Here is a 25710-nt window from a genome sequence, read left to right on the forward strand (position 1 = left end):
GAACTTTGCCCCCCTAGCCCCCCAATTCTGGGGGGAACAAGAATCCATTTATTGCTAAAAGTCCCCCAAAATTGGGGGATTTAGGGGGCTTGAATGTAGCAAATGATACTTCTCAGACAACCTCTAAGTATTCAGCTGTCAGCTGTCAGCTGTCAGCTGTCAGCCGTCAGTGGTCAGTGGTCAGTGGTCAGCCATTGGCCTTTGCCTGTTCCCGTAGCTTGGGCGTAGCGCTAATCGCTGATAGTTGATAGCTGAATGCTTACCATAAAAATCCTGCTACTAGCTGATTTAAAGGATGAAATCAAGTCAGATAAGTTATTGTTGGAAGAAAAATTTACTATCAAGTGAACATGATATGCTTCACCGTTGAATTCCTCTAGCTTCCATTTATTTCTTGTCTCTCTATCTGCCTGTTTTATTATCCAAAACTCAGGTCACATTAAGTTTCAAAAGCTAATTTATCACCAAAGACTTGTTGCCAATCAGTATTAAATTGTTCAACTGCCAAAGGTATAGCCGGATGTGAAACCATTTGTCCCATTATACCTACAGGCAAAGTAATCGCACCAACCCCTGCTTGTAATACCTCTAAAACTTGACGGGGATTTTTAAAACTAGCCGGTAATAAACAACAACTTAGCTGTTGTTGTTGGACAAGTTGTTGAAGTTGCTCCACAACTGTGACACCATTGCCCCCAAAAACATCAATTCGATTTACATAAGGAGCTAAATAATCTGCACCTGCTAGTGCAGCTAAAAAACCTTGTTGAACTGTATAAATTGCCGTAGCTAATAGAGGTATCTGCTTCTGATGTAACTTTTTTATTGCCACCAGACCTATTTCCGTGGTCGGAATTTTAACCACAATATCATAGGGTAACGCTGTTATTTGCTCAGCTTCAACGATAATTTCATCTACAGATTGACTGATAACTTGAATGTGAAAACGTGCATCATTTCCTAGTATAGTATTTACTTCTTTAAGTAGTTGATTAACACCGATGTTGGCTTGAGCCAAAATACTGGGGTTGGTGGTTATTCCTTTAATCGGTAAGCAAGAGTGAAAACGTGCTATCTGTTCAACATCGGCACTGTCTAAATATAGTTCTAACATGATTTAATCTTGATTAACCTTCCCTGAATAAAAATGCTCCGCAGCACAGTTATAGCGCTACGCGCAATGGCATTGGCAAGAGGCAAGAGGCAAAAGTTTACTACACAAGGTTTTCAGCTTGTATCAATGTCCTAACTTTAATGCGTAGTGCTATATAGCAATTCTCATAGTCATGAGGACAAAGCTTATCCTTTTAAGGCAATAGGCATGCTAGCATGCTAGCAATAGTGGCTCTTCCGTACTTGTTATGCTAAATTAACACTTTGCCAAAGGGAGCAGGGAGCAGGGAGCAGGGAGCAGGAGGAAGACGCAGTATTCAGAATAATTTATAGTTAAATTGCATCATAACCCTTACACAGTAAGCTTTTTAATGTTTTTTAACTGTAAATTTAGCATAGTAGGTACTGAAGAACCGCAATAGTAAAGAGGGTTTTAAGCGATGCAGCTTCGGAACAGGGGGTTTCCCCCATGAGCGACTGCATCAAGACAGGGAATCAGTGTCAAATAAGACTGTACCTCATAACTGCGATAAACGCTATAGTTATGATTTGAGAATAAAAGTCATTTGGGGCAGCAAATTGCTTTCGCTCGTGCTGAGCCAACCTCCAAGCAAATCTATAGAATTAGCCATAGCGCAAGTCCCCAGAAAGGAATAAATCGAAACCAGCCAATTCTGCTGTTAACTGCCCCCAAAAGTAAAGCCTGAACAATGGAAAAAAGTACTAAATCTACACAGAAAGCTAATGTAAGTCGGTTCGTCATCAATTGCTCGCCAAAATAGTTCATTCTCTCGACCAAATCTCCAAACTCTGGTCGTCCCATCACCCCCCAAACTAAGGCAATTATCCCCACTATCATTCCTGTCCAACCAAATACACGAGCTAATAGTCCCTTGTTCGTTTCCTCCTTTACTGGCGGAATTGGTGTATTATAGCGCAGTGCCATATAAGGGGTAAGAACAGCATTGGTTCCGAACATCGCCAGACTCCAAATGAGAATCTTGGGGAGATGATTTGTCCTTCTATCGACGAGGAGTAGAGGTAAAAACATGAAAATCCAAGCTTCGGCAAAGTTGAAGAGTGCTTCTAAGGTAGGATGAACCACTGGTGCTTCTAAATAATTAATGCCTACTAGGTTAAAAAGGGGTAAAATAAAGAAAAAATTCAGAGATTCATTTACTATTTCCTCTATAGTTTCTGGTTGAATGGCCCAAGCGGGTTGCCCTGGAATAAGTTGCCCTGGTGGAGATAAAAACAGAATGTAAATATAGGCGATCGCTATTAACCCAAATACTAGAGGAAGAAAGCGTTGACTTTTTGGAATCCCTTGGCCTAAGGGAGAGATTTCCCTAGTACTTTCATCTTGCCGATTTTTCAGCAGTGTCCGTATCAGCGGAGATACTAGTCGGATGATAAAGAATGCCGCCTTCCCTGGTTTTATGGGGGGTTCAACCAGATCACGGGCTAAAACTAACTTGCCAGTTACCTCAGAACAACGATAAAAGCTAACACCTCGTCCGTTAGGAAAGGGAATGCCGTCTAACTCAACGTGCCATAGTATTCCTACTGCCAGGGGATCCCCTGTGGTGATATCGTCAATTACAAATTTTAACTGATCCGGGATACCTTGACAGGATTCTTCCAGAAGTTGTCTGACAGCTTCCTTTCCTTTGAATGGTTGGGAAAAGTTGAGATCCTCGTAAATACACTGGTCGTCTATCCACTCCATCGCAGCGTTAACATCCCTACGATTGATGGCTTCATAAATGGACTGGATCAGATTATGGGCAGGTGTGGTCATGAGATTTTAGATTTTAGATTTTAGATTTTAGATTTTAGGTAAGCATTTAGTGGGAAACCTGCATGGCAGGGATTAACAGAAGCACCTTTCCAAGAATTAAGTGATGAGCAATTATACGATATCTGGCACAGACATACAAAGCATTGCCCTAGTTGTCGGCAATCTCTAGTGTTGATATATAAAATCAAATATTATTGTCTAAATTTTACCGCAGTATTGGCAATTTTAGCGTTGTTAATAATACTAATTAATCTGCCGATAATACTAGTTTTTATACCAGTTTTGTTGGGCAAATTTAATTTAATTTGGTAAGCATTCAGCCCTCAGCCGTCAGTGGTCAGCCTATGGGCTACGCGCACGCGTGCGCGTTCAGTGGTCAGAGGTCAGCTTATTGTATTCAAAAGCTATTCGTAAAGTAGCGTGCCCATAGCCCATACGGCGGTTTGCATAACTATCAAGTACACTGGATTTTCTCCCTCTTCCCTCTTCCCTGCTCCGAACGCGCCCCGCGTGGCCCACGGCCTCAGTCCCTGCTCCGAACGCGCCCCGCGTGGCCTACGGCCTCAGTCCCTAAAACCCAAGAATTTGTACCTGACTGAATTGCAAACCGCCGTCAGCTAATAGCTGATAGCTGATAGCTGATAGCTGACAGCTGAAGACTTACTTAATTTGCTACGATAAACTAGGCTCAATTCGGGAAATATTTATCAGCAGCATTCCCAAAAAAGGTTTACCCGTGGTTGACTTATAGGAAAATTAACATCATCACATGTCACAACAATTTATCCAGTGTAATTGGTAAATCACGGATACCTTTCCCCGTAGCATGATAGATAGCATTAGCGATCGCAGCTGATACTCTTGTAATCCCAATTTCACCCAAACCACGCACCCCTGCGGGATTAAAGTTATAGCGGGACTTAAACAGAAATCAAGATAGAAATCCAGTCTAATATTGCTGGCTTAATGAGTTTCAGGTTGACAGACCAATGATTAGACAGACAACTGATGAGGATGCATCTCAATATTTATAAAAAAGAAGGGAAGTGTGGAGCTCGGGCGCGGTGAGGGTGTGAAGTGTGGGAAGTGTGGGAATTTTCGTGGGAATTTATTCCTAATTTCAAAAGCGATACAGCAAGGTAACAAGGGTTTTTACCCACTCGCGCTTTCCATAAAAACAGTAAGATGCTCCCATTTTGTTAGGAGCATCTCATTTTGGCAAATATATCGTTTTATTTTGGCGCTAGAATCACAATGATACAGCTATTTGCGGTATGTTTCTTCCAAAGTGAGATGCTCCTACTTTGTTTGGGGCGTTCTTTTTGTTTAACTCCCGCTAATCGCAAACAGGAACTAATCAATACTGGGTAACCCCAAGAATAGGTTGAGCTTTGGTGTTAGCTAACTTTGGTGCTGTGAAGGTACCAGAGTATAGAGGTGATTCCTCTTGAACAATCACTGGTAAGGATTGGCGCATTTGAGCAGCAACCGCTACAGTTTTCACATCATAGGTTTGAGTGACTAGCTTCGGATAAAGACCGATGCCAATAATAGGGATTAACAGACAAGCGGTAACGAAAATTTCGCGAGGCTTGGCATCCCCTAAGTATTTCTCAATAATTAATCCAGAGTTATTTTTACCGAAAAATACCTGTCTGAGCAGTGAAAGCAGATAAATCGGAGTTAGGATTAATCCCACTGCGGCTAAGAAAACGATGACGACTTTGAAAGATGAGCCGTAGACACTGCTAGTAGTGACTCCAAGAAAGACTGACAACTCACCCACAAAACCACTCATTCCTGGTAAGGCTAGGGATGCCATGGAACCAGCAGTGAAGAGGGCAAATGCTTTGGGCATTTCTTTCGCCATTCCTCCCATTTTCGCCATCGCTAGGGTATGAGTACGCTCGTAGGTGACACCAGATAGGAAGAATAAGGCAGCAGCGATTAACCCATGGGAAAGCATCTGTAAGATAGCTCCATTCATTCCTAATTCAGTGAACGAAGCAATGCCAATCAACACAAAACCCATGTGGGAAATTGACGAGTAAGCTAGTCGTCGTTTGAGATTGTCTTGACTAAAGGCAAGCAAAGCACCGTAGATAATATTGACCACACCTAATACTGCTAGCACTGGTGCGAAGTAAGTATGGGCATGAGGAAGCATTTCTAGATTCATGCGCATCAGTCCATACCCACCCATTTTCAATAAGACCCCAGCTAATATCATCGAGACTGGAGCAGAAGCTTGGCTGTGTGCATCTGGTAACCAAGTATGTAGCGGAAAAATCGGCAACTTGACACCATAGGCAATTAAGAAACCCGCATAAGCTACTAGTTCCAAAGCTATCGGGTAATTCCGATTCCCTAGGGTTTGCATGTCAAAGGTGACTGTATCTCCAGCAAACGCCATCATTAGCGCGGCGACCAGGATAAAAACTGAACCTGCTGCTGTGTAAAGAATAAATTTGGTTGCGGCGTAGAAGCGTTGTTTTCCTCCCCATATAGAAATGAGCAAGTACACTGGCAGCAACTCTAATTCCCACATTAGGAAAAACAACACTAAATCTTGAGCTGCAAACACCCCGATCTGGGCGCTATACATGAACAGCATCAAGCAGTAAAACAAACGCGGTTTATGGTTAATCTTCCAAGCCGCAACAATAGCTAAGGTAGTCACTAAGCCACTTAACACAATCAGAGGCATCGATAAGCCATCGACTGCTACAGACCAACTAATGCCAAGCTGGGGTATCCACGTATAACTTTCCCTGAGCTGAAAATCGGAGTTTCGGAAATCGTAATGATGCCAAAACCCATAGATCATTAGGACAAAATCCAGAAGGGCTACACCTAGGGCATACCAACGAATCATCCTCAGCCACTTGCTGGGAATGATCGGAATCAGCAGAGATGCCACTAGGGGCAGCAGAATAATCGTCGTTATCCAAGGAAAATTTACGGAGACCATAGCTAAGAATAAATACCTATTGGCTTCTAGTTTCAGTATATTAACTAAAGTTAAGAATTGCAAAGGGTATTTGCCAAAAAAACACAAAAAAAAATTTTTGGTAACAATTGCTACCAAAAAAGTAAAGAATTATTAAAAATTTAGGTTAAGGTGGGTCAAACCCAGAAGCATTATGCTATATGGGAGATTTTGGGTAATCAGAAGCAATTACCAACTATAACCACCAGGGGGTCATACTATCGGATGTGGTATTAGCTAATCAATTCCAGAGCAATCTTGGTGCCGTGGGAATCTAGAGAAAGCGATCGCACTTGAGCCTGAATCCCGGCATCGGTCCAAGCTACCGCCATTGCCTCCTGAACCGCTGGTGCTTTTGACTCACTCACCAAAGCCAACAAAGTAGGACCAGCCCCACTAATCACCATGCCATAAGCTCCAGCATCCAAAGCTGCCGCCTCCACAGCGTCATAACCAGGAATCAGCTTTTGGCGATAAGGCTGATGTATCCGGTCTTGCAAACCGACCCGTATCCAATCCCCCTTACCAGACTGCAAACCTCGCAACAACAACCCCAAACTGGCCACATTCAACACTGCATCAGCACGGCTGTAGCTATCAGGCAACACCTGCCGTGCCTCCTGTGTTGAAAGCTCGAAATCGGGAATTGCTACCACCGGGACCAGATCAGAAGACCAAGCAACTTCACAAACTACCCAATCCTGTTCTTTTGCTTGGGGTCTTTGGGGTCTTTGGGGTTTCATCGCCAAACCTCGACCGGTCAAACGACATCCCCCCAAAAGTGCTGGAACCACATTATCAGGATGCCCCTCAATTGCGATCGCTAACTCCATTACCTCCTGCTGAGACAGAGGTTTACCCGCTAACTGATTTGCAGCAATCAATCCTCCAACAATCGCTGTTGCCGAACTGCCCAATCCTCGTGCCAAAGGCACCCCCAAATCAATCTCTAGGTGTACTGGAGGCGGAGTTTTTCCCAGACGATCATATAATGTTGCAAACGCTCGATAGACAAGATTACTCTCATCTCTACTCACCTTGTCGGCTTCCACACCAGTAACGTCAATCTTAAGCTTGAGTGATCCATAATTTACCGATTCCAGGCGAGTGACTTTAAACTGGTTATACACAGTTAACGCTGCGCCTATGCAATCGAAACCTGGTCCTAGATTAGCGGTAGTACCGGGCACAATAACCCTGACTGTAGAAACAACAGACATTTGACAATATTCTGAACTAAATAATCTTGCCCTAAAAATTGCTCTCCTGTCTACTGGGTTTGGTACATTTATTTACAGTTGGTTGCACGTAAGTGATTTTCACTTGAATAAACGACACCCAGGCAGAAGTGAGAACGATTAATTATCTATGGTAATCATGAATCAGTCTATTCTCAGCCTGTGAAAAATTCGATAAGTCCTGAGTGCAGAGCGTGCTGAGAGAGCATGTTTGAAATCATCAAAGGCCGATCAGCTGCTAGGGGAGTTCTATATTAATAAAACCTGTTACTCCAAAGCCAAAGTATTAAACACCTATAAAATTACAAAATTTTATAAGATACCAAGTTTTGTTAATCACGAACTCAATATAGCGCTTTTCAATTGGGTGAGGTGCATTTGTTGAGGGAGCAGGGAGCAGGGAGCAGGGAGCAGGGAGCAGGGAGCAGCGGAGCAGGGAGCAGGGAGCAGGGAGCAGGGAGCAGGGAGCAGGGAGCAGGGAGCAGGGAGCAGGGAGCAGGGAGCAGGGAGCAGGGAGCAGGGAACAGGGAGCAGGGAGCAGGGAGCAGGGAGCAGGGAGCAGGGAGCAGGGAGCAGGGAGCAGGGAACAGGGAACAGGGAACAGGGAACAGGGAACAGGGAATAGGCAAAAAATAATGTGTTCCTCATTAGTATGGAAAACGCTAGATAGCTGAGCGCTTTTTGATAATGGGTAATAGGGAATAAGAAATTACCTAATTAAATATCAAAAAATATAATAGCGGCTTGGGTGGTTAACTATTAATTGTTAAACATTGTTAAACGTTGTAGGTAAACCATAGACCCACAAAGAAAAGGGAGTCCAGATCTATTATTTTGTTGCAATCACAAAAAATTGAGTGGAAGCAGTAGCCTGATCACTCCTCCAAATAAATATCCTCTAAGGCTTGATCAAATTTCTTTCTAATTTCCGATAGGTTTTGACTTGCCGCAGACGCTCTAATGGCGGATAGAGAATCATCACACCTAAGGGAACTGCTGTCACTAAAATGGCTATCATTACCAAGATATTTAAAAATCCCAGCTTTAAACCGATACCTAAACTAATGCCCAAGGCTACCGATAACACAGGCACTCCCAGGGCTAAGATTTTACTAAACCCACGCTTTCGGCAGCTTTGAGCTACTCCTTCCCCTTCAAAGGCTGCCATAAACACTACCGCATCCACTGCTGCAAAGGTAGCAATTGCGCTATCGGTAGCGCGAAACTTGGCACCAAATCCAGCTACCAACAGGGCTGCTACTCCAGCAAAAAACACTGCTGCTACGGTATCCATAGCCTTTAACGGAATACTAAACCTGGCTCTGACTCTTGCTACCAGTTTCGATATCACCCCAGATGTCACAGCCGCAGTCAATCCCAGCATTGCCACCAAGACTGAGACAAAAGTAGCGATCGCAATCCCGATTGTCCCACTGTTACTCACAATTCCCTCCCAAGCCGTAGTTTCTACCCAAGTAGCTGTCGTAGCTAAACCAATCAATAGCGCTAGGGATAGATAGGGAAGTTTTTTCGTGGCAATTGGTACCGGAGCAGTATGGATTTTCAGGGGTAAAACCTGAGTTGAGTGTTCAGCATTAGTGTGAATTAATACCTCTCGCTCATAGGTTTGGTCTGCCATCAGCTTACTGGTATCTATCGTAATTTGGCACAACCCTTGATTCCCATTAACATCAGCTGTGTCCAATCGAATCCAGTCATGGAAGTAGGGAGTGTGGGGTGGGTCACTGACATGGGGAGCAATTTGCCAGCGGCTTTCTAAGGCTGTGTCTGGAACTGTGTTACAAATCGTGATAGTTTTTGTCAGTTTTTCCCCTAATTTTTTAGCTCTCAACTCTAGATACGATTGGGATAGTTTTGCCTCTGGAATCCGGATAACGTAGATTGGCTTAAGAGCTTCTAAAGCCGTTTCAGCATCAGGAAAACGATCTTTAGGTTTCAGCTCTACCATTCTTTGCAGCCACTGCAGCCAACCCAAACTTACTTGAGGTAGACGATGCTGAAAATTGAGACAATAGTCTTCATCAATTAAAGTATTAATGGTAGTCGATCGAGTACCAGTCAGTAAACAAATCAAGGTCGCTCCTAACCCATATAAGTCTGACGCTTTACTTAGGGCTTTATCAAATAACTGTTCCGGAGCCATAAACCCGATAGTGCCTTTTGCTACAGTACTCACCGCTAGTTCACTATCACCAATCCGAGCCAAGCCGAAGTCTACCAGGAAAACATTGATCGTCTCATCTACTAAGATATTTTCGGGTTTGATATCTCGATGAATGATCGGAGGAATCCGATGTTGTAGGTAAACCAGAATATTGAGTAACCCAACCGCGATTTGCTTAATCTCCTCCGGGTCAAAACTACGAGGTACAGCCAGGGAAGGAGCATGTTTGTATTCCTGTACCAAACAACAGCCCCTAGTGGTTTGAAATGACCCTAAGTAACGGGGGATACCGGGATGATTCAGTCCCCGCAACACTTGAATTTCCCCTTCTATGGTCTCATAGTCTGACCAGTTACTGTTGCGTTGAGCAAACTGAAACTGCTTGATCACTACCAATTGGTGATTGACCTGGTTTCGGGCTAGGTAGGTCACTCTCCCACCAGCGCGATTATGACCCAATTCCCTGATCACTTTGAAATCGTGACTAGATAAGTCTGGAAAATTGCTCATTAATCTATCGGCTACATCACAATTAAGGTAGGCAGCAATGGGCAAGTTTTAATCCTTTCGGTTAGGCTGGGCTTACCTTGCTTTTATTTACGATAGCTTTAGGATTGGGGAAAGGGAGCGACTAGTTGACACTCCCCGGTCTAAAGACGCGGGGATTCTTGCTTCAGCGAGCCAACTTGCTCAACCAAACCTGAGTCAGGAAGAGTAGAGGTCGATTCTCCGCAAGCGTTCGGATCTAAAATCCCGGTTCCGACGTGCCCCGTCGTACCTAAGGCTCGTTTATTACGGTCGATGCCTGGTATTACCCAGGGCACCTCCGCTCCAAAGCCGTGCGTGAAACTTTCGCCTCACACGGCTCCTAAGTTCTCTCAACCAATAGGCTTGTCGGTAGACTTGCAAAGAGTGAATTTGTTGGTGACAACTTCGGTGGACGGCCATTAGGTTGTCTTTTTTCCAGTTGTCGTGATTTCCATCAATGTGGTGGAGTTCAACTCTTTCTTCATCAATGAATTTCATTCCACAGTATCCACAAGAATGGTTTTGCTCAGTCAGTGCCTTGGATGTATGATTGTCGTAGAGTCCGTTGTTCCGTTGACTCCAATATACTAAGTCTCCGTCATAAGGGGACTTGGTACCTTTGACCATCCTGTGTCCGAAAAGTTTTGTCTTCACTTTTGGGAATGCCTTATTACATAGTTCATTTGATTGGTAGCGGCTCACTTTCTTTTCCTTTCGGAATTTTCTGTTTGCTGCTTCTCTCATGAACCATAGGCTATCCCGAGAATCGCTCATATCACACCATTTGTGATATTTTCGCCATCCTCTTACAATGGGAGCCAACTTTTTGGCCTTAACTAAAGCACCATAATTCGAGCTGTTGACTACGGTTTTAATCTTCTCACGGATTTTCCTATGATTGTCCACTGAGGGCTTACAATGGAATTTTCCGTTTTTCTTGACTCGCATTTCCCAGCCAAGGAGACGAAACCTTAGAATAAAGAAGCCTTAATTAATAATTTTTAACCCTTTTTTGCATAGTCTGTCCCCTGTAAAGGCTTCTTTATTCTTACGGTAACTTCATAGGAAGTCAAATCCGTCTGTCGCCTTGGTTATCTTGGTCTTTTCTTGACTGATTTCGAGACCTCGTTCTTCTAAGAATCTTTCCACCTTTTGGAGGACTTTTTCTGCTTTATCTTTTGGTTTTAAGAAGATAATCATGTCATCCGCATATCGGACTGATGGGTGTATCTTCTCTATTCCGTCAAGTGCGATGTTGGCGCTTTAGTGGGCTGACTACTCCTCCTTGGGGAGTTCCTTGTTCAGGGAATTCCGGGCAGATGCCAGCTTTTAAGCATTTAAAGACCCCTATCTTTATTTGCGCTGGGGCTAACAACCTATCCATGATGGACTCGTGGGAGATGCGGTCAAAGCACTTCTTGATGTCTAATTCAATGACCCTTTTTGTGATGCCTTTTTTTGTTGAGTTTAAGTGTTCAAACACATACTTTTGTGCATCATGCGCACTTCGTCCAGTCCTAAACCCGTAACTCCGAGCGTGAAAGTTCGTTTCGTGCGCAGGTTCTAGGGCATATTTGACTAGACATTGCCAGGCTCTGTCGGCGATGGTTGGTATTTTCAGAATTCGGATTTTCCCATTCTTTTTAGGGATTGGTACTTCTCTAAGTCCGCTATGAACCCAGGTGTGGCCATAGTGGTTCAACTGTTCTACCAATTCAATTCGCTCTTGGTAATTCAGGCTTTCCTTTCCGTCAATACCGGCAGTGCGTTTTCCCTGATTTAATTGAGTCACTTGGCGGACTGCCAAAAGTTGAGCTGAACGGGACTTCATTATCAGTTTTTGTAGAGACCGAGCTTTCCTCCAGTCGCCAGCTTGAACCGCTTTGTATATTCTTCTTTGTAGGCGGAATAAGTTTTGGCGGAGTTTTTTCCACTTCTGACTTTTCCATAGTTCGCTATGTTCTGACATGCGTCTAACCATACTCTACTCTTGTTGAATATATTCTGAGAACCCGTGCCCAGTTTTGAGCACATCTTACCCGACAGTGGGGATTAAGTTTGGCATAACTTACCAAAGGTTCGACCGGCCTTCAGACCCATGATTCTGCTGTCGTTTTTACTCGTTCCATCTATCAGATTGTTTTGACGATTTAGGGTAGTCCGGAGATGAAACCTTAGAATAGTGGAGCCTTACACCAAAATTTTTAACCCTTTTACCCATAGCCGACTAACTATAAAGGCTCCACTATTCTTGCGGTAACTTCGTTCCCAATTTGCCTATCCTCTTCTCGGAGATTACAACTGTCATTCTCAAAACGTTGTGAGAATAGAGGATGAAGTCGCACATGGTTTGTTCAGGTTGTGGCTTATCAATTAGACACTTTTATAGGACTACTTTTACCCATGTCGCCTCCCTGTTAGCGCCAGTGTTGCTACCTGCTTGTGGTCAACTGATTGCGCCCTGATGCCAGCGTCACTCTGCGGAGTTGCCGCCCGCTCGGTGTGGCCAGATAAGGAGTCACATGTCTCCGCATGGGGTGGGTTTTCACCACCATCCGACAGATAGTTAGGATTTTGGGTTTTACCCCGCGAATCCCCCTAGTCATACCCTTCTCTACTACGAGAAGCTCCTACTAGGAACGAGCCGCACGAGAATATTGATTGCAGCGTTGTGATCTCTATCTAACTTGCAACCACATTTGCAGACGTGGGTTCTAGTTGATAGAGATTTTTTTACTTCTTCGCCACAACTGGAACAATTCTGGCTTGTATAGGCAGGATTAACCGCAATAGTTATCTTGCTAAACTTAGTGCCAAAGTGCTCCATCCACTTTCTAAATTGATACCAACCTGCATCATTAATAGACTTAGCTAAACAGTGATTTTTTACTAAATTTTTGACTCTCAGATCTTCATAGGCTACCAGGTCGTTAGACCGGATTACGCAGCGCGCCGGAGACGAAACCTTAGATAGTGGAGCCTTTATGGGTGTTCGGCTTTGCATAAAAGGGTTAAATCTTTTGTAATAAGGCTCCACTATCTTACGGTAACTTCTAACCAGTCTCTTGGCGTGCTCTTCACGCTGCCTACTTATTCTAAGATGATGTCTCCCTAGCCTATTAACTGCTTTCTTTCGATTGGATGAGCCCTTTTTCTTCCGAGAAACTCGGCGTTGATAAAACTTAAGGCGTTTCTCTCCCGTCCTGTAAAAACGAGGATTTGGTTCAGCTTTACCAGTGGAATCAGTATAGAAATCTTTTAATCCTACATCTAAACCTATAGCTTTACCAGTCGGATCCAATTCCTCCTTGATGTCAACTGAAACACAGAACTGGACATAGTACCCATCAGCTTTTTTGACTATCCGAACTCGCTTGATTTGTTTTTTATCAAATCGCCACAATTCCCATTTGCCTTTGAGATTGAGTTTTCCAATTCCCTTTTTGTCAGTAAATGTAATTGACTTTTTTTCGGGAGATAGTTTCCATCCAGATTGCTTATATTCTACAGAACGGCAATATTTATGGAATCTAGGAAAACCTTTCTTGCCAGGTACCTTTTTCTTGCAGTTGTCAAAGAAGCGAGCAATTGATGACCATGCACGCTCAGCACTGGACTGACGGGCAGTAGAGTTCAACTCATTAGCAAACGAAAACTTCTTAGCTAGAACAGCACTATACTTATTTAAGTCGTACTTGCTTACCCCCTTATTGTCCATCCAATAGCGGATACAACTGTTGCGAATGAATTTGACCGTTCTGATCGCTTCATCAATAGCTGAATATTGTTTTTGTTTGCCGTACGCTTTAAACTCTAGAATAATCATCAGTATCGACCTCTACCTCTTATCTTATTCTACAATAGCCAGCACAAAATTTCGGAACTATCTCAAATATTTTTTTTCACGGCGGCTAAAGCCACCATCTCGCTTTCATCCCCGGTCTAAAGACGCGGGGTTTTCAGCATCGTCGATTCTTTATAATTTTTTTAATATGGTTGTAATGATAGGCGTTTCCACTTCTCCCTGGGTCTTCCCTGATGTCCTATGAAACTGATCAAACGCACTACGCTCCATTATCAAGCTGGTAACTCAGATAAAATCTACGAAGTCGATCTGTGTGATCTCGGTAACGAGCAGTATATCGTTAACTTCCGCTATGGACGCCGTGGCAAGACCTTGAAAGAAAGTTCAAAAACTGCTCAGCCGGTAGCTTTGGCTAAAGCACAACAAGTCTTTGATCAGTTAGTGGGCTCAAAACTCAACAAAGGCTATCAAGATGTAACTGAGCCATCAAGTAGTCAAACTCAACAAGAGGTTAATGACTTAAATACCAGTAACTTAACTACTACTAACTTAGTTACCAAGGACCCACGCCATCAAGCCATTCTCAACGCGATCGCTTTTGGCACGGCAGAGCCGAACGCAAAACCAGATAGTAGTAAAGGCTCTAGTAAATGGTCCCAAACCCGAGCGATCTGGCGGGCTGGAGAATTGAAAATTCGTGAAGCTACTCCCCTAATTATCCCCCTGATTGGCACTGATCAACCCTTAAAAGACTACTGCATTGCTTGGGCTTTGGGATGGTGTGGTGATCAGCATGTAATTCCTCACCTCCAACGCTTGTATGAAACTCCTTCAACTCCAGACTTTGTCAAGGGGATTGCTTGGGAAGCCTGGATGAAACTCTGTGATCCATCAACTCAAGAACGGTTGCGCTCTCAACAGATAGAGCAATTGCCTGCCGAATTGCAATCCCATATCGAAACCGATAATCCTGCTGAGTTCTCTAATGCCCTAGTTACCTATCTAGACAGTAACGACTATACTCGTTTTGGTGTCCTCGATACCCTATATCAAATTAATAATGCTCAAGTGCGTCCAGCACTACTAAATATCTTACGCACTGCTCCCCTACGCCCCAACTACTTCAAAGCCATTCGCCACATATTTAAAATTGCCGAATATCGACAAGATCCCCAAGTATTTGGCATTATCGCCTACCGCCTAGACACCGAGCCACCAATGTTTCATCAGTCTTATTGGCATAAGTATTACTGGGACAGAAATAGTCGCAAATATATTCCCCGTTCCAATTACCTCGGTAGTCCTGATGCTAAACGGGCTTACAGCAACGTAACTCGTGACTATCTACGGCGGCGGGTATGGCGGACTCTCAGGAAATTGGGTGAAGAATGCGATCGCAATTACATAAATCTAGCCCTAGAGATACTACTCCAATATTCTGATTCTGATGGGGTGCCCGCCAGAACATCAACCTTGTATCGCTGGAACTACTCCAACGGTCGTCGCAGCAGCTACACTCGCAACTGGGACAGCTATGCTGGTTACTTAACCTTTAACCATATTCTCTATACCAATAGTCCCCGTTACCAATTAATGCCTAACAGCCAGGCATGGCGTTGTCGAGACAACTACAAACCCGGTGATCCACAGCCAGATGTGCGAGAAGAAGCCTTTCCTAAACTTTGGGAGCAACATCCAGAGGCACTGCTACAGTTATTATTACAAAGCCACTGTCATCAAGTTCATCAGTTTGCGGCCAAAGCCTTAAGGGTATGTCAGTCATTCTGTAATCAAATCGATACAGATACTGTAATCAGACTAGTTAACAAACCCTACCCAGTAACCGCTCAACTCGGCTTTGAACTAGCAACACAAAAATATAATTCCGATAATCCCGACAATCCTAACCTAGACTTATTACTTGCCTTAGCCAACTGCCAGTTTCCACCAGCTCGTACTCAAGCCCATCAGTGGATACAAGCAATACCAACTCATTTGATTACCGCCAGCCCGCTGATCATCCCTTTAGTCATCAGTCAACACTCCGATACCCGTACCTTTGCCCGTCAGTTACTGACTCAATCAATAATAAGTGAAGCAACAGCCAAAGTATTAATCGGGCGAATTATTGTAGCAGTACTCGCACTAGAACCAACTCAAACCGATATCGCCAAAGACACTGCTCAAACCCTGCTTCTAGGTTTTACCCCCCAACTCAGGACATTGGGTATGGGAGTAGTACTAGATCTGCTCCAACACCCCATGCCAGAAATCCAAGAATTGGGAGCAAGAATCCTATTCAATCACGAAACTCCTGCCGCTGACTTACCACCCAAATTAATTGAATCACTCCTCAACGCTTCCCATCAGTCAGTGCAAGGGATTGGAGTTCAGATTTTCGGTCAACTTCCCGATCAACGGTTGCTACAAGACTACGACTTAGTATTAGCGATCGCAACCAATCAACAAGCACACTTGCGTCAAGGTATTCGTCCAGTAATTCAGCGCTTAGGACAATTATATCCAGAATTTGTAACTCAGCTAGCCACAGAAATCATTACCCTATTGCAGCTACCAGAAAGACATCAAGGTGTTCACCAAGATTTAGTCCAACTGCTACGAGAAGACTTACCCAGCTGGATGACTAGGATTCCCAAAGACAAAGCCATGGAACTTCTCCAAGCCAAATCATCAGCCGCTCAAGAATTAGCAGGATTAGTACTCCAAGCTAACTATACCACTTGGGTATTAGAATTAGAAACTCCTGACATTGTCAAACTAGCCAATCATGAAATCCTATCCGTCCGTCAAGCCGCTTGGACAATGATTGAGCAAAGGCTCAACCGTATCCGTAGCAATTCTCAAGACATGTTAGCCGCAGTGCGATTACTAGAAGCAAAATGGCAGGATTCCCGAGAATTTGCGACCAAACTCTTTAGCCAACAAATTACCGAACAAGACTGGACACCTGAAGTCATGGTCAGTATTTGTGACAGTACTCGGGATGATGTTCGTCAATTTGGGCGGGATTTAGTCCTACGTACCTTTCAGCAGAGTTATGGTCAAGATTATCTCCTCAAATTTAGTGAACATCCCAGTCAAGACATGCAGCTATTTGCCACTAACTATCTAGAACAGTATGCCGTAGATAATCCCGACCGTTTGCAAGACTTAATCCCTTACTTTATCAGTATTTTGTCTCGTGTTAATCGCGGACGAATTGCTAAACAGCGCGTCTTCACATTTCTAGAAACTGAAGCCCAAAAAAGCCAAGCATCTGCTAAAATAGTAGCAGAAATATTAACACGACAATCCATCACAATGGCTATTGGTGATAAAGCCCGTTCAATTCAGATCATGCTAAAAATTCACCAAAACTATCCTACTATTCCTCTTCCCATTCACGTTAAACCAGTCTCCGAAGTCAGAGGAGTTTAGGGATTTATCAGTTGTAAATTTTAGGGAATAGGGAATAGGGAACAGGGAACAGGGAACAAGGCGTAGGGTGCGTTAGGGACGGGCTGGCCCTGATTTTCCGCCTCGAGCGCCAGTGTTAGGATAGCCCGTCCCGTAACGCACCGCCAGCGTTGGGACAGCCCGTCCGGAAATGAAACGGGCAAGATGCCCGTTCCACCAAGATGCCCGTCCCGTAACGCACCACCAGGTCAAACAGTAAAAATGAGATGCACCCAGCCATCACCTCAGCTCTTAACAATTTAAACAATACTTCAACACCCTAAAAACCATGGAATTTAACTACGCCTATAAAAATAGTACAGCAGTTAGCGATCGCGGCAGCAGCACCCAAATGTCCTTCTCCCCAGACACCAAGCGTCCTCCCACCTACTTCATTGGTGAATTAGGGAAAAATGTAGCCTTTCGAGAAGCCATCAGCGCCCTACATGACGTAGTAGTTTCCGATTTACGCTTCAAACCCAAAGACAGAACCGAGTATAAACAATGGCGTGCTAACCAAGACCAACAAGACTGGCAAATCATAGCCGCACAACGCCAAGACCTCGCCAATAAAATTAAACCCTTACAAGCAGAACTAACTCAATTAAATCAGAACCGATATCAACGATTATCCACCTTTTATAAAGCCAGACAGCAGTACTACAATTATCTCTATGAGAAAGACCGTGATGCCTGGTTTGTCCTCGATCCAGTAATTACCGTTCATCCCGATGAAGTCTTCTTTGAATGTTTCAGCCAAGATGAATCCAGTTATGGCCGACTAGGAGCCAGCTACGAAGTCTTTAAAACTATCAGCGAATTCGCCTGCGGTACAACAAACATAGATTACTCCGCCGCCCTATACAACGAATTTCAAAAAATCCGCAGTTACAAGACAACCCAATTTGAAATTGACCCCTCCGGTTTTGAAGTCAAAACCACCCATGAAGCAGCATTTAAAGAAGTCAAAATTGACCTACCAGACAGTTGGGTAAGAGGATTTCTACAAGTCAGTTCCGCCATGGCCTTACCTGCCACCACCTTTGACTTGCAGCCCATGGATATTCACAATATCTGTTTTGTGTTGCGTCGCCACAAAGAAAAAACTGGTCCACGGGGAATGCGTTACCATCTCAAACCAGGAGAACCCGTGCGAATAGTATTTGAGCCTTGGAACATCGAAATAGTCTGTTCGCGATCGCCCTATCAAGGTTCATCAGAACAGGTCATCCGAGTTTGGGGACGCCGCCGCCTCCACATCCTAGAACGTCTTATTCCCATTGCCAACAAATTTACCATTCACCTACTCGGAACCGGCATGCCATCCTTTTATGTAGCTGACCTAGGGGATATGTCCTTTACCCTCGGCTTATCAGGATGGACAGCTAACGATTGGTCTCAAGCTGGGAACTTTGACTTAATGGCACCCCGTGCAGATGTAGACCAGTGGACGCAACAACTCATTTTTGACGCACTCAGAGAAAACTGGGTAGAAAGTCCCCACAGTCTTGCCCAGCGCTTAGACTTAAGTCCTACTGCTGTCCTAGGTGCCTTAGGAGCTTACACCCAAGCCGGACGAGCCATTTACGACTTAAACAAGCAAGTATATCGAGTCCGGGAACTCTCCCGAGAGCCCTTACCCATGGAACGGTTACGGTTTGCCAATCAGCGAGAAGAAACAGCAACCCGCTTCTTAAGTAACAATGCCGTACAAGTAACCTCAGTAAACGACACTCAAGGTACACTCCAGCTACAGGGAAATGTCAAAGATAAAAGCAAAACCTATAATCCTGCTTTGACAATTGATCGTGATGAACGTATAATAGCGGCAGAGTGTACCTGTAATTGGTATCAGCAAAATAAGCTGTACAAAGGTCCTTGTGAACACATTCTGGCGTTGCGGATGCAGCACGCTCGTCAGTATCAATAAATCACGTCCATTCCATCAGTTGGTAAACAGCCTTGCAATCTGGGCGGTGGATCGCCGTCCCTGCGATAAGTTCAACCACGCATCACTAGCCTGCTCGTGACTGTGCGGGCTATCGGGTGCTATCGCTATTACGGTTTCGTTTTCTTAAAACTAATTAGCGATAGCACCCGAGCCCGCTTGAGTTGAGCAGTCTAGTCCGAGGGAGTTTACGAAGGGGTAACCAACGGAGTGGGCGTTATTTTTTGGCGTTGCTTAATCTGGGAATAGTTAACCAGAAAAGGTAATTTTTTGATATTTGAAATAATAAATAAGAAGGGCATTGCTTTATGGAGCAATGCCGATACTTTTGCTCCATCTTAGATAGTGAGTTGAGAAATGGATGGTAAAATTTACCTCTGTTTGAGCTAACACTAATTAATCGAACTACCCAACTAACCATAAAAAAACTATTAACAATTAACCATTTAGGCTCCCCCAATCTGAATATTGCGCACCCGCACCGGCACACAAGCATGGGTCATTTGAGCAATTTGTATCGGTTCCCCTTTACCACACATATGGGTACCACACTGCTCCTGTTCCGAAGCCACTCCAATGGCATCAACACTATTCCAGAAATCAGTACTCATAGAATGATAGGTGACATCCTTGAGCATGCCCACTACTTTACCTTTCTCCACCTTCCAGAAAGCATCTCCACCAAACTGAAAATTACGTCGCTGCTGGTCAATGGAAAAACTACCTCTACCATCAATTAAAATCCCTTCCTCAGTCTCAGCAATCATTTCTGCGAGTGTGGCAGAGTGACTTCCTCCCTCTGCTCCCGGTTCCAACCCTAAATTAGGAATCCGCACCATTGGTACACTTGACCAACTATCGGCGTAAGCGCAACCGTTACTACTAGCATTACCTAGTCGATAAGCCGTTTCCCGGTCAGTGAGGTAGTCTACTAAAATGCCATCCTTGACAACATACCAATCTTGTGCTGGTACCCCCTCATCGTCATAACCTAAAGTACTACGTCCCCCCGATTGAGTGCGATCGCATTTAAAATTCACCCAAGGAGCAGCATATTGCAACTTCCCCAATTTATCAGTAGTCGCAAAGCTAGTACCAGCAAAATTCGACTCATAGCCGTACACCCGATCCAGTTCCGTAGGGTGTCCCACCGATTCATGAATTGTTAGGTGGAGATGACTAGGCTTCAGAATCAGAGTGCTGCGAATACCAGAAGGTCCTTTGGGAGCATGAACCTTCTCTATTGCTTCTTCTGCTACCCGTTCTACCTGATTCAAAAGGTCTGGAGGTTGAATATGCTCATAACCGATATTTAAAGGTGGACGCTCATAGCTACGGCTTTGAGCATCCCCATTGGCAACTGCTGTACAACCCAGACCTGGATAGCTGCGGTATATAGTTTGTTCAATTAGGGAATCAACAGTAGACGCAAAAATCTTGTCTTCACGAGTAAAACGCAGGAAAGAGTAAGCCTTCTTAATTCCGCGATCGCTATAGCTAAGCAATTGATTATTGATACGCAATAGTAAATCGGCTTTCTCAGTAATTGGTATAGTAAACGGGTCAATTTCGATTGGAGTAATATAGCTATCGCGATAGGCTTCTACTGGCGCTAATCTTACCTGTGTTTGCTGAGAAAGGCGGCTACCTTTAGCAATTTCTACAGCTAAAGCCACCATTCGTTCCACTTCCTCTGGAGTTTTATAGGGACTAGCCGCAAACCCCCAAGCGCCCTTTAGTAACACTCTTACCCCAAAGCCAGAACTAACATTATCACAGAGTTGGCTAAGGGAGCGATCCTGTGCGGTTAAATTCTGATTACGGTAAGTACAAATACGGATATCCCCATACTCACAACCAGCTTTACGAATTAAATCAATCCCTAGTGTCGCCAAGTTTCTCGCCAAGTCAGTAGTCGTAATTGGTGATAAGGCTTGTATCATATGTAAAGTATGTAAATAATTTTTAAGAACAATGCCTAATATGGATTAAAGTTGCTATAATTCCACTGGAATTAGATTAGGCTTAACCTAACCCTCTCTTCATTTTAATAGTTTTGGGAATGGGCATCTTCCCCGTTCCTGATATTTTGAGTGAGTAAAATGCCCACCCCACTTATATTCATTCCAATATTTAGTAATGCCAAAGTTTCGGTATAAAACATAGTTCTATGGGGAATTTTTTTGTTGATAATACTGCCCCAAAACTCCATCTGAGATAATAGATACAGGTTTCTGAAAAGTCATAAAGAAATAGTGATTATATGAAGCGTATTATTGACTATGTTAAAGCGATTAAGGGGGCAACCAGCCCTTATAAAATTGTGAACAGCGACTCTCAATCAAAAACAGAACGTGATGTTACAGGTAGCACTATTTATACAGTACGACAAGTTCACTATTTTGATGATGGAGTATCCGTTGAATACGAACGTGAACACGATGATGGTGCACCTTACCCTGGTTGTCAAGAGTTTTGGTATACCTACAAAGTAGTTAATCCTAACGGTTTTGAATTTGAGGGGGAGACGACTAAGTTATTTAAAAGTAATTCAGAGATTGAAAAGTGGTTGAAATCTAATGGATAATCAGCGAATTCAAATTAAAGGCTAGGACAAGCAGTATCCAATACATCTATAGCAAGATTAAAATTTATTCTCGAGTAAAGCTCTATCTTAAATTTGCTTAAAAGAATTACAATTAATCCAAGACAGTGCGGTGGTCGCCTTTGCATTTGAAGTATGCTGAGATCTTGCACCAGTATCAAAAAAACTTAATAACGGCAGTGATAACAATTAATTTCAGTACTGAAAAAGTCAAATCTTATCACTGTCCCCTGTTCCCTACCTTGACAGGTAAATTTTAAACTTGGTGCAAAATCTGAGCCATCCAACTTTGACGGTGGGGATGGATAGCCGAACGATTGATTATATGCTATTATGAAAATAACTCGCTTAGGTTTACATGGTGAGGCATGGGCTGATAATAGTTGAGCTAGGTGGATAAGAGATGTAGTCAAAGCGCGTGAACGAACTCGACCACCGTTCGCAACAGCGTTTCGGGTTTCGCCGACGCTAAGCGAACCGAAAAGGCAAGCGCAAGATGTCATGAGACATAATCGACTGGAACACCAGTTATAAACCGCGAAAACCAAGCGGCAAAAAAAGAATTACTGCCTGTGGAAGACGGGCGGCTGCCTGTGGACGCTGAGTAAGACCATCACCAGATTCAGTTCTGGACTTTCTGTGTACGCGGAAGTACCCAACGTGGCATCGGCGGATGAAACGGGAAATCCTGTTCGCGAAGCGTCGGCTTTGCCGAAAGACGAATAAGACCGTCCTTGTGACGCCAGTTGGAAGCCCCAACTTCAGCGGATCTTGTTGGGGTACTTCACTAAAGGTCAGTACAATCAAGCCCACTGGTTGTAACCATTCAGCCTAATCCTAAAAGCAATAACAAGTAATAAGAACCAATAATAAATCAGCGTGTTTCTAGTTGTCCAGAATCAATCATTTACGAGCAGCCCTAGGTCAAATACCTAATTTTTCCTTGATTCAAGACCTGAATGCATTGAGATAATAGGTCAATTGTTAATAGTTAATTAAGGATCCGTAACAGCTATTAAAATAGATTTGCCCTGGTTTTAGTTGATATAAAAATATTTATTACAAACTCTATGGTAACCTGAAATAGCTTCAGTAATTCTACATCTAGTGAGCTGATCGACTAATTCTCCCTATTTCCCTAGCTCCTCCTTAGTCTCAACCGACAAAGAAACAGCCCTGCTCCAAAGCAGGGGAGATCAGGTTTGTTGTTAAGGTTTATTTTGATCAATTAGAAGCCCCCGGTATAGTCTTCGATTTACCGGGGAAGCATGTCAGTGATCTTCAAATTCGGGATAAATATCCTTTTCAAAGATTTCCTTAATCCAGTCAGGTAAGAAATACTCAGGCTTGTTGATATCCATATCCTGGCGGAGATCCACTTTATACTTGGCATCCCGTGGGGCGATTGAGGGAACCCAAGCTGAATGGAGAGACAAAGCAAATTTAACGTCCTCGTGACCCAATTTGGTAATTGGTCCTGGGGCCAGATTTCCTGCTTGCCAAATCCAAAATTCAGACCCACTAGGAGTAGTTACCGTCGCCACGATATACCCTTCAAGTTCGTCAGTTTGCCCTTGCTTAGGAACATAAATAGGGGTATTAACGACATACCCTCGTTCGATAGCCCATGAATCTTTAACTTCCATATCCACTGGAGACCATCGCAAAATACCCGATGGTTTCCAATTAGGTAAATCGTTTACTGGTACTTTACGGAAAGGATGATTAGCGTATAATTCAACCAATCTGCGAGGGGTAATTTCACTAATATACCCAGGGTAGTTTACCCAAATATTCTGAAATTGTGGGGGCGAAGTACCTTGAATTCCTTGATATGTAGGGAGTGCAACTCCCCAAAATTCTTCGAATAAGCAAGGTTGTTCACTCTTTAGTTCCCCTGTCTTCGCATTAACAACACATTTACCAAAACCCTGCTGATCATATACACCAGGAGGATAGCCATAAAAAGCAGATGGAACAAACTCAAATAAAGTTGGCCATCTTTTATCCGATTTCTGTAGCCACTCGCTAACATCATGACCAGAAGCTAACACCAGATGCAAGGTCAAATTTTCTCCATCATTATCTTCATAATCAGCATAAAAATGAACACATTCGCGAGGGATTGTGATGTGTTTCGCAATAGCTTTTCCGCCCTGAAGTTGTGCTCGCGGCACTAACCAGACTTGATTGTAAGCTGATTGAGCTTTAGCTTTTACTTCAGGAATTAACATTCTTAAAGATTCTATGCGAAAAGCCGTGTCAATAATTACCACGTAGTTTTTGGTAATCGCTATCTGGTGCGTAGATTGCTTAATTTCAACTGGCTTATTGGTGCGCTCATCAATTATTTGGGTTGTCTGGAACTTACCTTGACCATTCCAAATATGTATATAAGTATCTGGATCAATTGCTCCCACACTGATTGGAATATCAAAGATGCAATTAATAATAAATATTTCTCCCGTCTTCTGATCGTAAGCGCTATGGGCTGCACTCATATGCATAGGAAAAATCCAGGGGATTTGAATATCCCCAAGACTTGGTATGCCATTTATTTCTAAAGGAATCCATTCGGAGCGATCGCCTACAGGTGTAACTGGTTTTAGGGTGGTTAAGTCAAACTCGAAAGGACGACCTGAATCAATGGTGGCAAACATACGCCAAGAGTTATTCTCAGGATCTTGGAAAGCTTGAAGCGCTGTATTACATTGGTTTTGTAAGCCTAATCTGGGGCTTAGACGAGCCAAACCTCCCAGATTACGAAATCTAAATAATCTCCCAAACAGTAATTTTCGCAAATTTGTGAAGTATGTCCACCAGGGCTGTTGATTAATTTTTTGATCACAGATGACAGAAGGCGTGCGAAATTGTTCGGTTTTGAGATGGATTCTTCCGCTTTCAAAATCTAAACGATACAACTGTCCATAGCCATTAAACCAAGGAGTAGCTCCATTTTGAGGTGTTGGAACTAACCAAAAAGCATGTCCCTCACAATCAGAAGGAATTTCTCCCTCAATTACATTCATCTCTAGGTCGAGAGATGCTGTATTGTGTTCGCGGAGGTTATTGGGTAAGTCAGTTGAAAATGTTGCTTTCGGTTTTGCTGTCATGGTTACTGTTTTGGTCTATAACCAATACGCATATATCTTGGTATATTCTACCAGTATAAGTAAATGTTAAGACATAGTTCTCTTCTGTGATAGGAAATTTTACGTTCCGAAGTTCTCTTTAAACTAAAATACTATGTCCTCAACTATAATTCCAGGGCAAACCCATCTAAATTCTAGAAGTCTTACTCAGAAGCGATTCAGCCCAGTTTTGGGTAGACAGCCCGGTTTTGGAGGTTTCCACAAGGCTATCAGCTATGCACAGGTGCAACTCGTGAGCGACTGCATCAAGACAGCGTGCCCATAGCCCATAAGTGGATAACTGATAACTGATAACTGATAACTGATAACTGATAGCTGAACGCGCACGCGTGGGCGTAGCGCATTAGCTGATAGCTGATAAGTGACAGCTAAATTATTACAAAATTGTCCCTCTCTTATATTACTTTAAAAAACTCGTTATAATAGATGACAATTAATTCCTAAAAAATCAACTATGCTGACTGGCTCAATGTTACTAAAAATAATCACAGTCTTTACCGCAATGGGAATGAGTTTACTTTTAGGGAACGTAGATTACTACAATAGATTTAACCCTCAGCAATCTTACCCCACAGCAAATAACTACCAGACCAAAGAAAACAAAAGTATAACGAAAATGGAATTTGGCCAGACTAAAGATGGTAAAAACGTTTATCTCTATACTTTAACCAATACCAATGGTTTAGTAGCTAAGATAACCAACTATGGTGCTACTCTTACTGAATTACACTTGCCTGACAAGAGCGGTGAGCTAGACGATGATACACAACATTTTCCTGACTCAGTCAATCAGCCTAACTTTCCTTCGGTTATCTTGAATCCAGGTGAAACTTACCGACACCTAATGGTTTATAAATTTTACACCAAACAAAATAATCTAGGAAAAATTA

19 protein-coding genes and 1 pseudogene are annotated in these 25710 nt (G+C 43.3%); 5 read left to right on the forward strand and 15 right to left on the reverse strand.

The features are described from left to right. Positions 1-89 precede the first annotated feature (89 nt). Positions 90-248 (forward strand): hypothetical protein, encoded by a 159-nt coding sequence (locus F6J99_RS09815; RefSeq protein WP_293112766.1) that lies wholly within the window; start codon positions 90-92, stop codon positions 246-248. Here the strand turns inward: F6J99_RS09815 and F6J99_RS45520 are convergent. From F6J99_RS45520 to F6J99_RS09865, 12 genes and pseudogenes are all read right to left on the reverse strand, one after another. Further along, on the reverse strand, positions 231-422 hold the full coding sequence (locus tag F6J99_RS45520; protein ID WP_365973015.1) for a transposase: 192 nt from the start codon (positions 420-422) through the stop codon (positions 231-233). The genes F6J99_RS09815 and F6J99_RS45520 overlap by 18 nt on opposite strands. 17 nt (positions 423-439) lie before the next feature. Next, a complete protein-coding gene (locus F6J99_RS09820) occupies positions 440-1114 on the reverse strand; it encodes a transaldolase family protein (RefSeq protein ID WP_293112767.1) in 675 nt (224 codons plus the stop codon). 615 nt (positions 1115-1729) lie between these two features. Next, on the reverse strand, positions 1730-2914 hold the full coding sequence (locus F6J99_RS09825) for a nuclear transport factor 2 family protein (RefSeq protein ID WP_293112768.1): 1185 nt from the start codon (positions 2912-2914) through the stop codon (positions 1730-1732). A 1357-nt stretch (positions 2915-4271) separates the two neighbouring features. Then, positions 4272-5885, reverse strand: coding sequence for an NAD(P)H-quinone oxidoreductase subunit 4 (locus F6J99_RS09830; protein ID WP_293112769.1), 1614 nt, complete (start codon positions 5883-5885; stop codon positions 4272-4274). A 251-nt stretch (positions 5886-6136) separates the two neighbouring features. Further along, positions 6137-7123: a homoserine kinase gene (gene thrB, locus F6J99_RS09835; RefSeq protein WP_293112770.1), complete on the reverse strand. Its 987-nt coding sequence runs from the start codon at positions 7121-7123 to the stop codon at positions 6137-6139. Between the two features lie 354 nt (positions 7124-7477). Next, entirely contained in the window at positions 7478-7789 is a 312-nt protein-coding gene (locus tag F6J99_RS09840; protein WP_293112771.1) for a hypothetical protein, read from the reverse strand. Between the two features lie 250 nt (positions 7790-8039). Further along, on the reverse strand, positions 8040-9836 hold the full coding sequence (locus F6J99_RS09845; RefSeq protein WP_293112772.1) for a serine/threonine-protein kinase: 1797 nt from the start codon (positions 9834-9836) through the stop codon (positions 8040-8042). A gap of 140 nt (positions 9837-9976) precedes the next feature. Further along, positions 9977-10117: pseudogene (locus F6J99_RS09850) on the reverse strand (RNA-guided endonuclease TnpB family protein); the annotation flags it as partial. Position 10118: 1 nt separating this feature from the next. Further along, a complete protein-coding gene (locus F6J99_RS09855; RefSeq protein WP_293112773.1) occupies positions 10119-10802 on the reverse strand; it encodes an HNH endonuclease in 684 nt (227 codons plus the stop codon). Between the two features lie 111 nt (positions 10803-10913). Next, positions 10914-11054, reverse strand: coding sequence for a reverse transcriptase domain-containing protein (locus F6J99_RS45525; RefSeq protein WP_365973001.1), 141 nt, complete (start codon positions 11052-11054; stop codon positions 10914-10916). A gap of 43 nt (positions 11055-11097) precedes the next feature. Further along, complete coding sequence (locus F6J99_RS09860; RefSeq protein ID WP_365973003.1) at positions 11098-11823, reverse strand: reverse transcriptase N-terminal domain-containing protein; 726 nt, start codon at positions 11821-11823, stop codon at positions 11098-11100. Between the two features lie 648 nt (positions 11824-12471). After that, positions 12472-13680, reverse strand: coding sequence for a transposase (locus tag F6J99_RS09865; RefSeq protein WP_293112774.1), 1209 nt, complete (start codon positions 13678-13680; stop codon positions 12472-12474). 219 nt (positions 13681-13899) lie between these two features. Here F6J99_RS09865 and F6J99_RS09870 point away from each other — a divergent pair, with 219 nt between their 5' ends. Further along, positions 13900-17097 carry a WGR domain-containing protein gene (locus F6J99_RS09870; RefSeq protein ID WP_293112775.1) on the forward strand — a complete coding sequence of 1066 codons (3198 nt, stop codon included), beginning with the start codon at positions 13900-13902 and terminating at the stop codon, positions 17095-17097. Positions 17098-17212: 115 nt separating this feature from the next. Here F6J99_RS09870 and F6J99_RS09875 read toward each other — a convergent pair whose 3' ends face one another. Further along, on the reverse strand, positions 17213-17383 hold the full coding sequence (locus F6J99_RS09875) for a hypothetical protein (protein ID WP_293112776.1): 171 nt from the start codon (positions 17381-17383) through the stop codon (positions 17213-17215). 21 nt (positions 17384-17404) lie between these two features. On the opposite strand from F6J99_RS09875, the gene F6J99_RS09880 reads away from it, so the two are divergent. Next, complete coding sequence (locus tag F6J99_RS09880) at positions 17405-19045, forward strand: SWIM zinc finger family protein (RefSeq protein WP_293112777.1); 1641 nt, start codon at positions 17405-17407, stop codon at positions 19043-19045. Between the two features lie 464 nt (positions 19046-19509). Here the strand turns inward: F6J99_RS09880 and F6J99_RS09885 are convergent, their stop codons facing one another. Further along, on the reverse strand, positions 19510-21006 hold the full coding sequence (locus tag F6J99_RS09885; RefSeq protein ID WP_293112778.1) for a TldD/PmbA family protein: 1497 nt from the start codon (positions 21004-21006) through the stop codon (positions 19510-19512). A gap of 320 nt (positions 21007-21326) precedes the next feature. On the opposite strand from F6J99_RS09885, the gene F6J99_RS09890 reads away from it, so the two are divergent. Beyond that, positions 21327-21650 (forward strand): hypothetical protein, encoded by a 324-nt coding sequence (locus tag F6J99_RS09890; protein WP_293112779.1) that lies wholly within the window; start codon positions 21327-21329, stop codon positions 21648-21650. Between the two features lie 1289 nt (positions 21651-22939). On the opposite strand, the gene F6J99_RS09895 is transcribed toward F6J99_RS09890, so the two are convergent. Next, complete coding sequence (locus F6J99_RS09895) at positions 22940-24781, reverse strand: carotenoid oxygenase family protein (protein ID WP_293112780.1); 1842 nt, start codon at positions 24779-24781, stop codon at positions 22940-22942. A gap of 655 nt (positions 24782-25436) precedes the next feature. Between F6J99_RS09895 and F6J99_RS09900 the strand changes: the two genes are divergently transcribed. Next, the coding region (locus tag F6J99_RS09900) for a hypothetical protein (RefSeq protein WP_293112781.1) at positions 25437-25710 on the forward strand (274 nt) is incomplete at its 3' end.

The organism is Moorena sp. SIO4G3 (assembly GCF_010692305.1).
In the GTDB taxonomy this organism is placed as follows: Bacteria; Cyanobacteriota; Cyanobacteriia; order Cyanobacteriales; family Coleofasciculaceae; genus Moorena; species Moorena producens_A.

Bases quoted from the DNA above. Each gene is read 5' to 3' on its own strand.
- F6J99_RS09820 (WP_293112767.1), bottom strand. From the start codon at position 1,114: ATGTTAGAACTATATTTAGACAGTGCCGATGTTGAACAGATAGCACGT.
- F6J99_RS09825 (WP_293112768.1), bottom strand. From the start codon at position 2,914: ATGACCACACCTGCCCATAATCTGATCCAGTCCATTTATGAAGCCATC.
- F6J99_RS09830 (WP_293112769.1), bottom strand. From the start codon at position 5,885: ATGGTCTCCGTAAATTTTCCTTGGATAACGACGATTATTCTGCTGCCC.
- thrB (WP_293112770.1), bottom strand. From the start codon at position 7,123: ATGTCTGTTGTTTCTACAGTCAGGGTTATTGTGCCCGGTACTACCGCT.
- F6J99_RS09840 (WP_293112771.1), bottom strand. From the start codon at position 7,789: ATGAGGAACACATTATTTTTTGCCTATTCCCTGTTCCCTGTTCCCTGT.
- F6J99_RS09845 (WP_293112772.1), bottom strand. From the start codon at position 9,836: ATGAGCAATTTTCCAGACTTATCTAGTCACGATTTCAAAGTGATCAGG.
- F6J99_RS09855 (WP_293112773.1), bottom strand. From the start codon at position 10,802: ATGCGAGTCAAGAAAAACGGAAAATTCCATTGTAAGCCCTCAGTGGAC.
- F6J99_RS45525 (WP_365973001.1), bottom strand. From the start codon at position 11,054: ATGATTATCTTCTTAAAACCAAAAGATAAAGCAGAAAAAGTCCTCCAA.
- F6J99_RS09860 (WP_365973003.1), bottom strand. From the start codon at position 11,823: ATGTCAGAACATAGCGAACTATGGAAAAGTCAGAAGTGGAAAAAACTC.
- F6J99_RS09865 (WP_293112774.1), bottom strand. From the start codon at position 13,680: ATGATTATTCTAGAGTTTAAAGCGTACGGCAAACAAAAACAATATTCA.
- F6J99_RS09870 (WP_293112775.1), top strand. From the start codon at position 13,900: ATGAAACTGATCAAACGCACTACGCTCCATTATCAAGCTGGTAACTCA.
- F6J99_RS09880 (WP_293112777.1), top strand. From the start codon at position 17,405: ATGGAATTTAACTACGCCTATAAAAATAGTACAGCAGTTAGCGATCGC.
- F6J99_RS09885 (WP_293112778.1), bottom strand. From the start codon at position 21,006: ATGATACAAGCCTTATCACCAATTACGACTACTGACTTGGCGAGAAAC.
- F6J99_RS09890 (WP_293112779.1), top strand. From the start codon at position 21,327: ATGAAGCGTATTATTGACTATGTTAAAGCGATTAAGGGGGCAACCAGC.
- F6J99_RS09895 (WP_293112780.1), bottom strand. From the start codon at position 24,781: ATGACAGCAAAACCGAAAGCAACATTTTCAACTGACTTACCCAATAAC.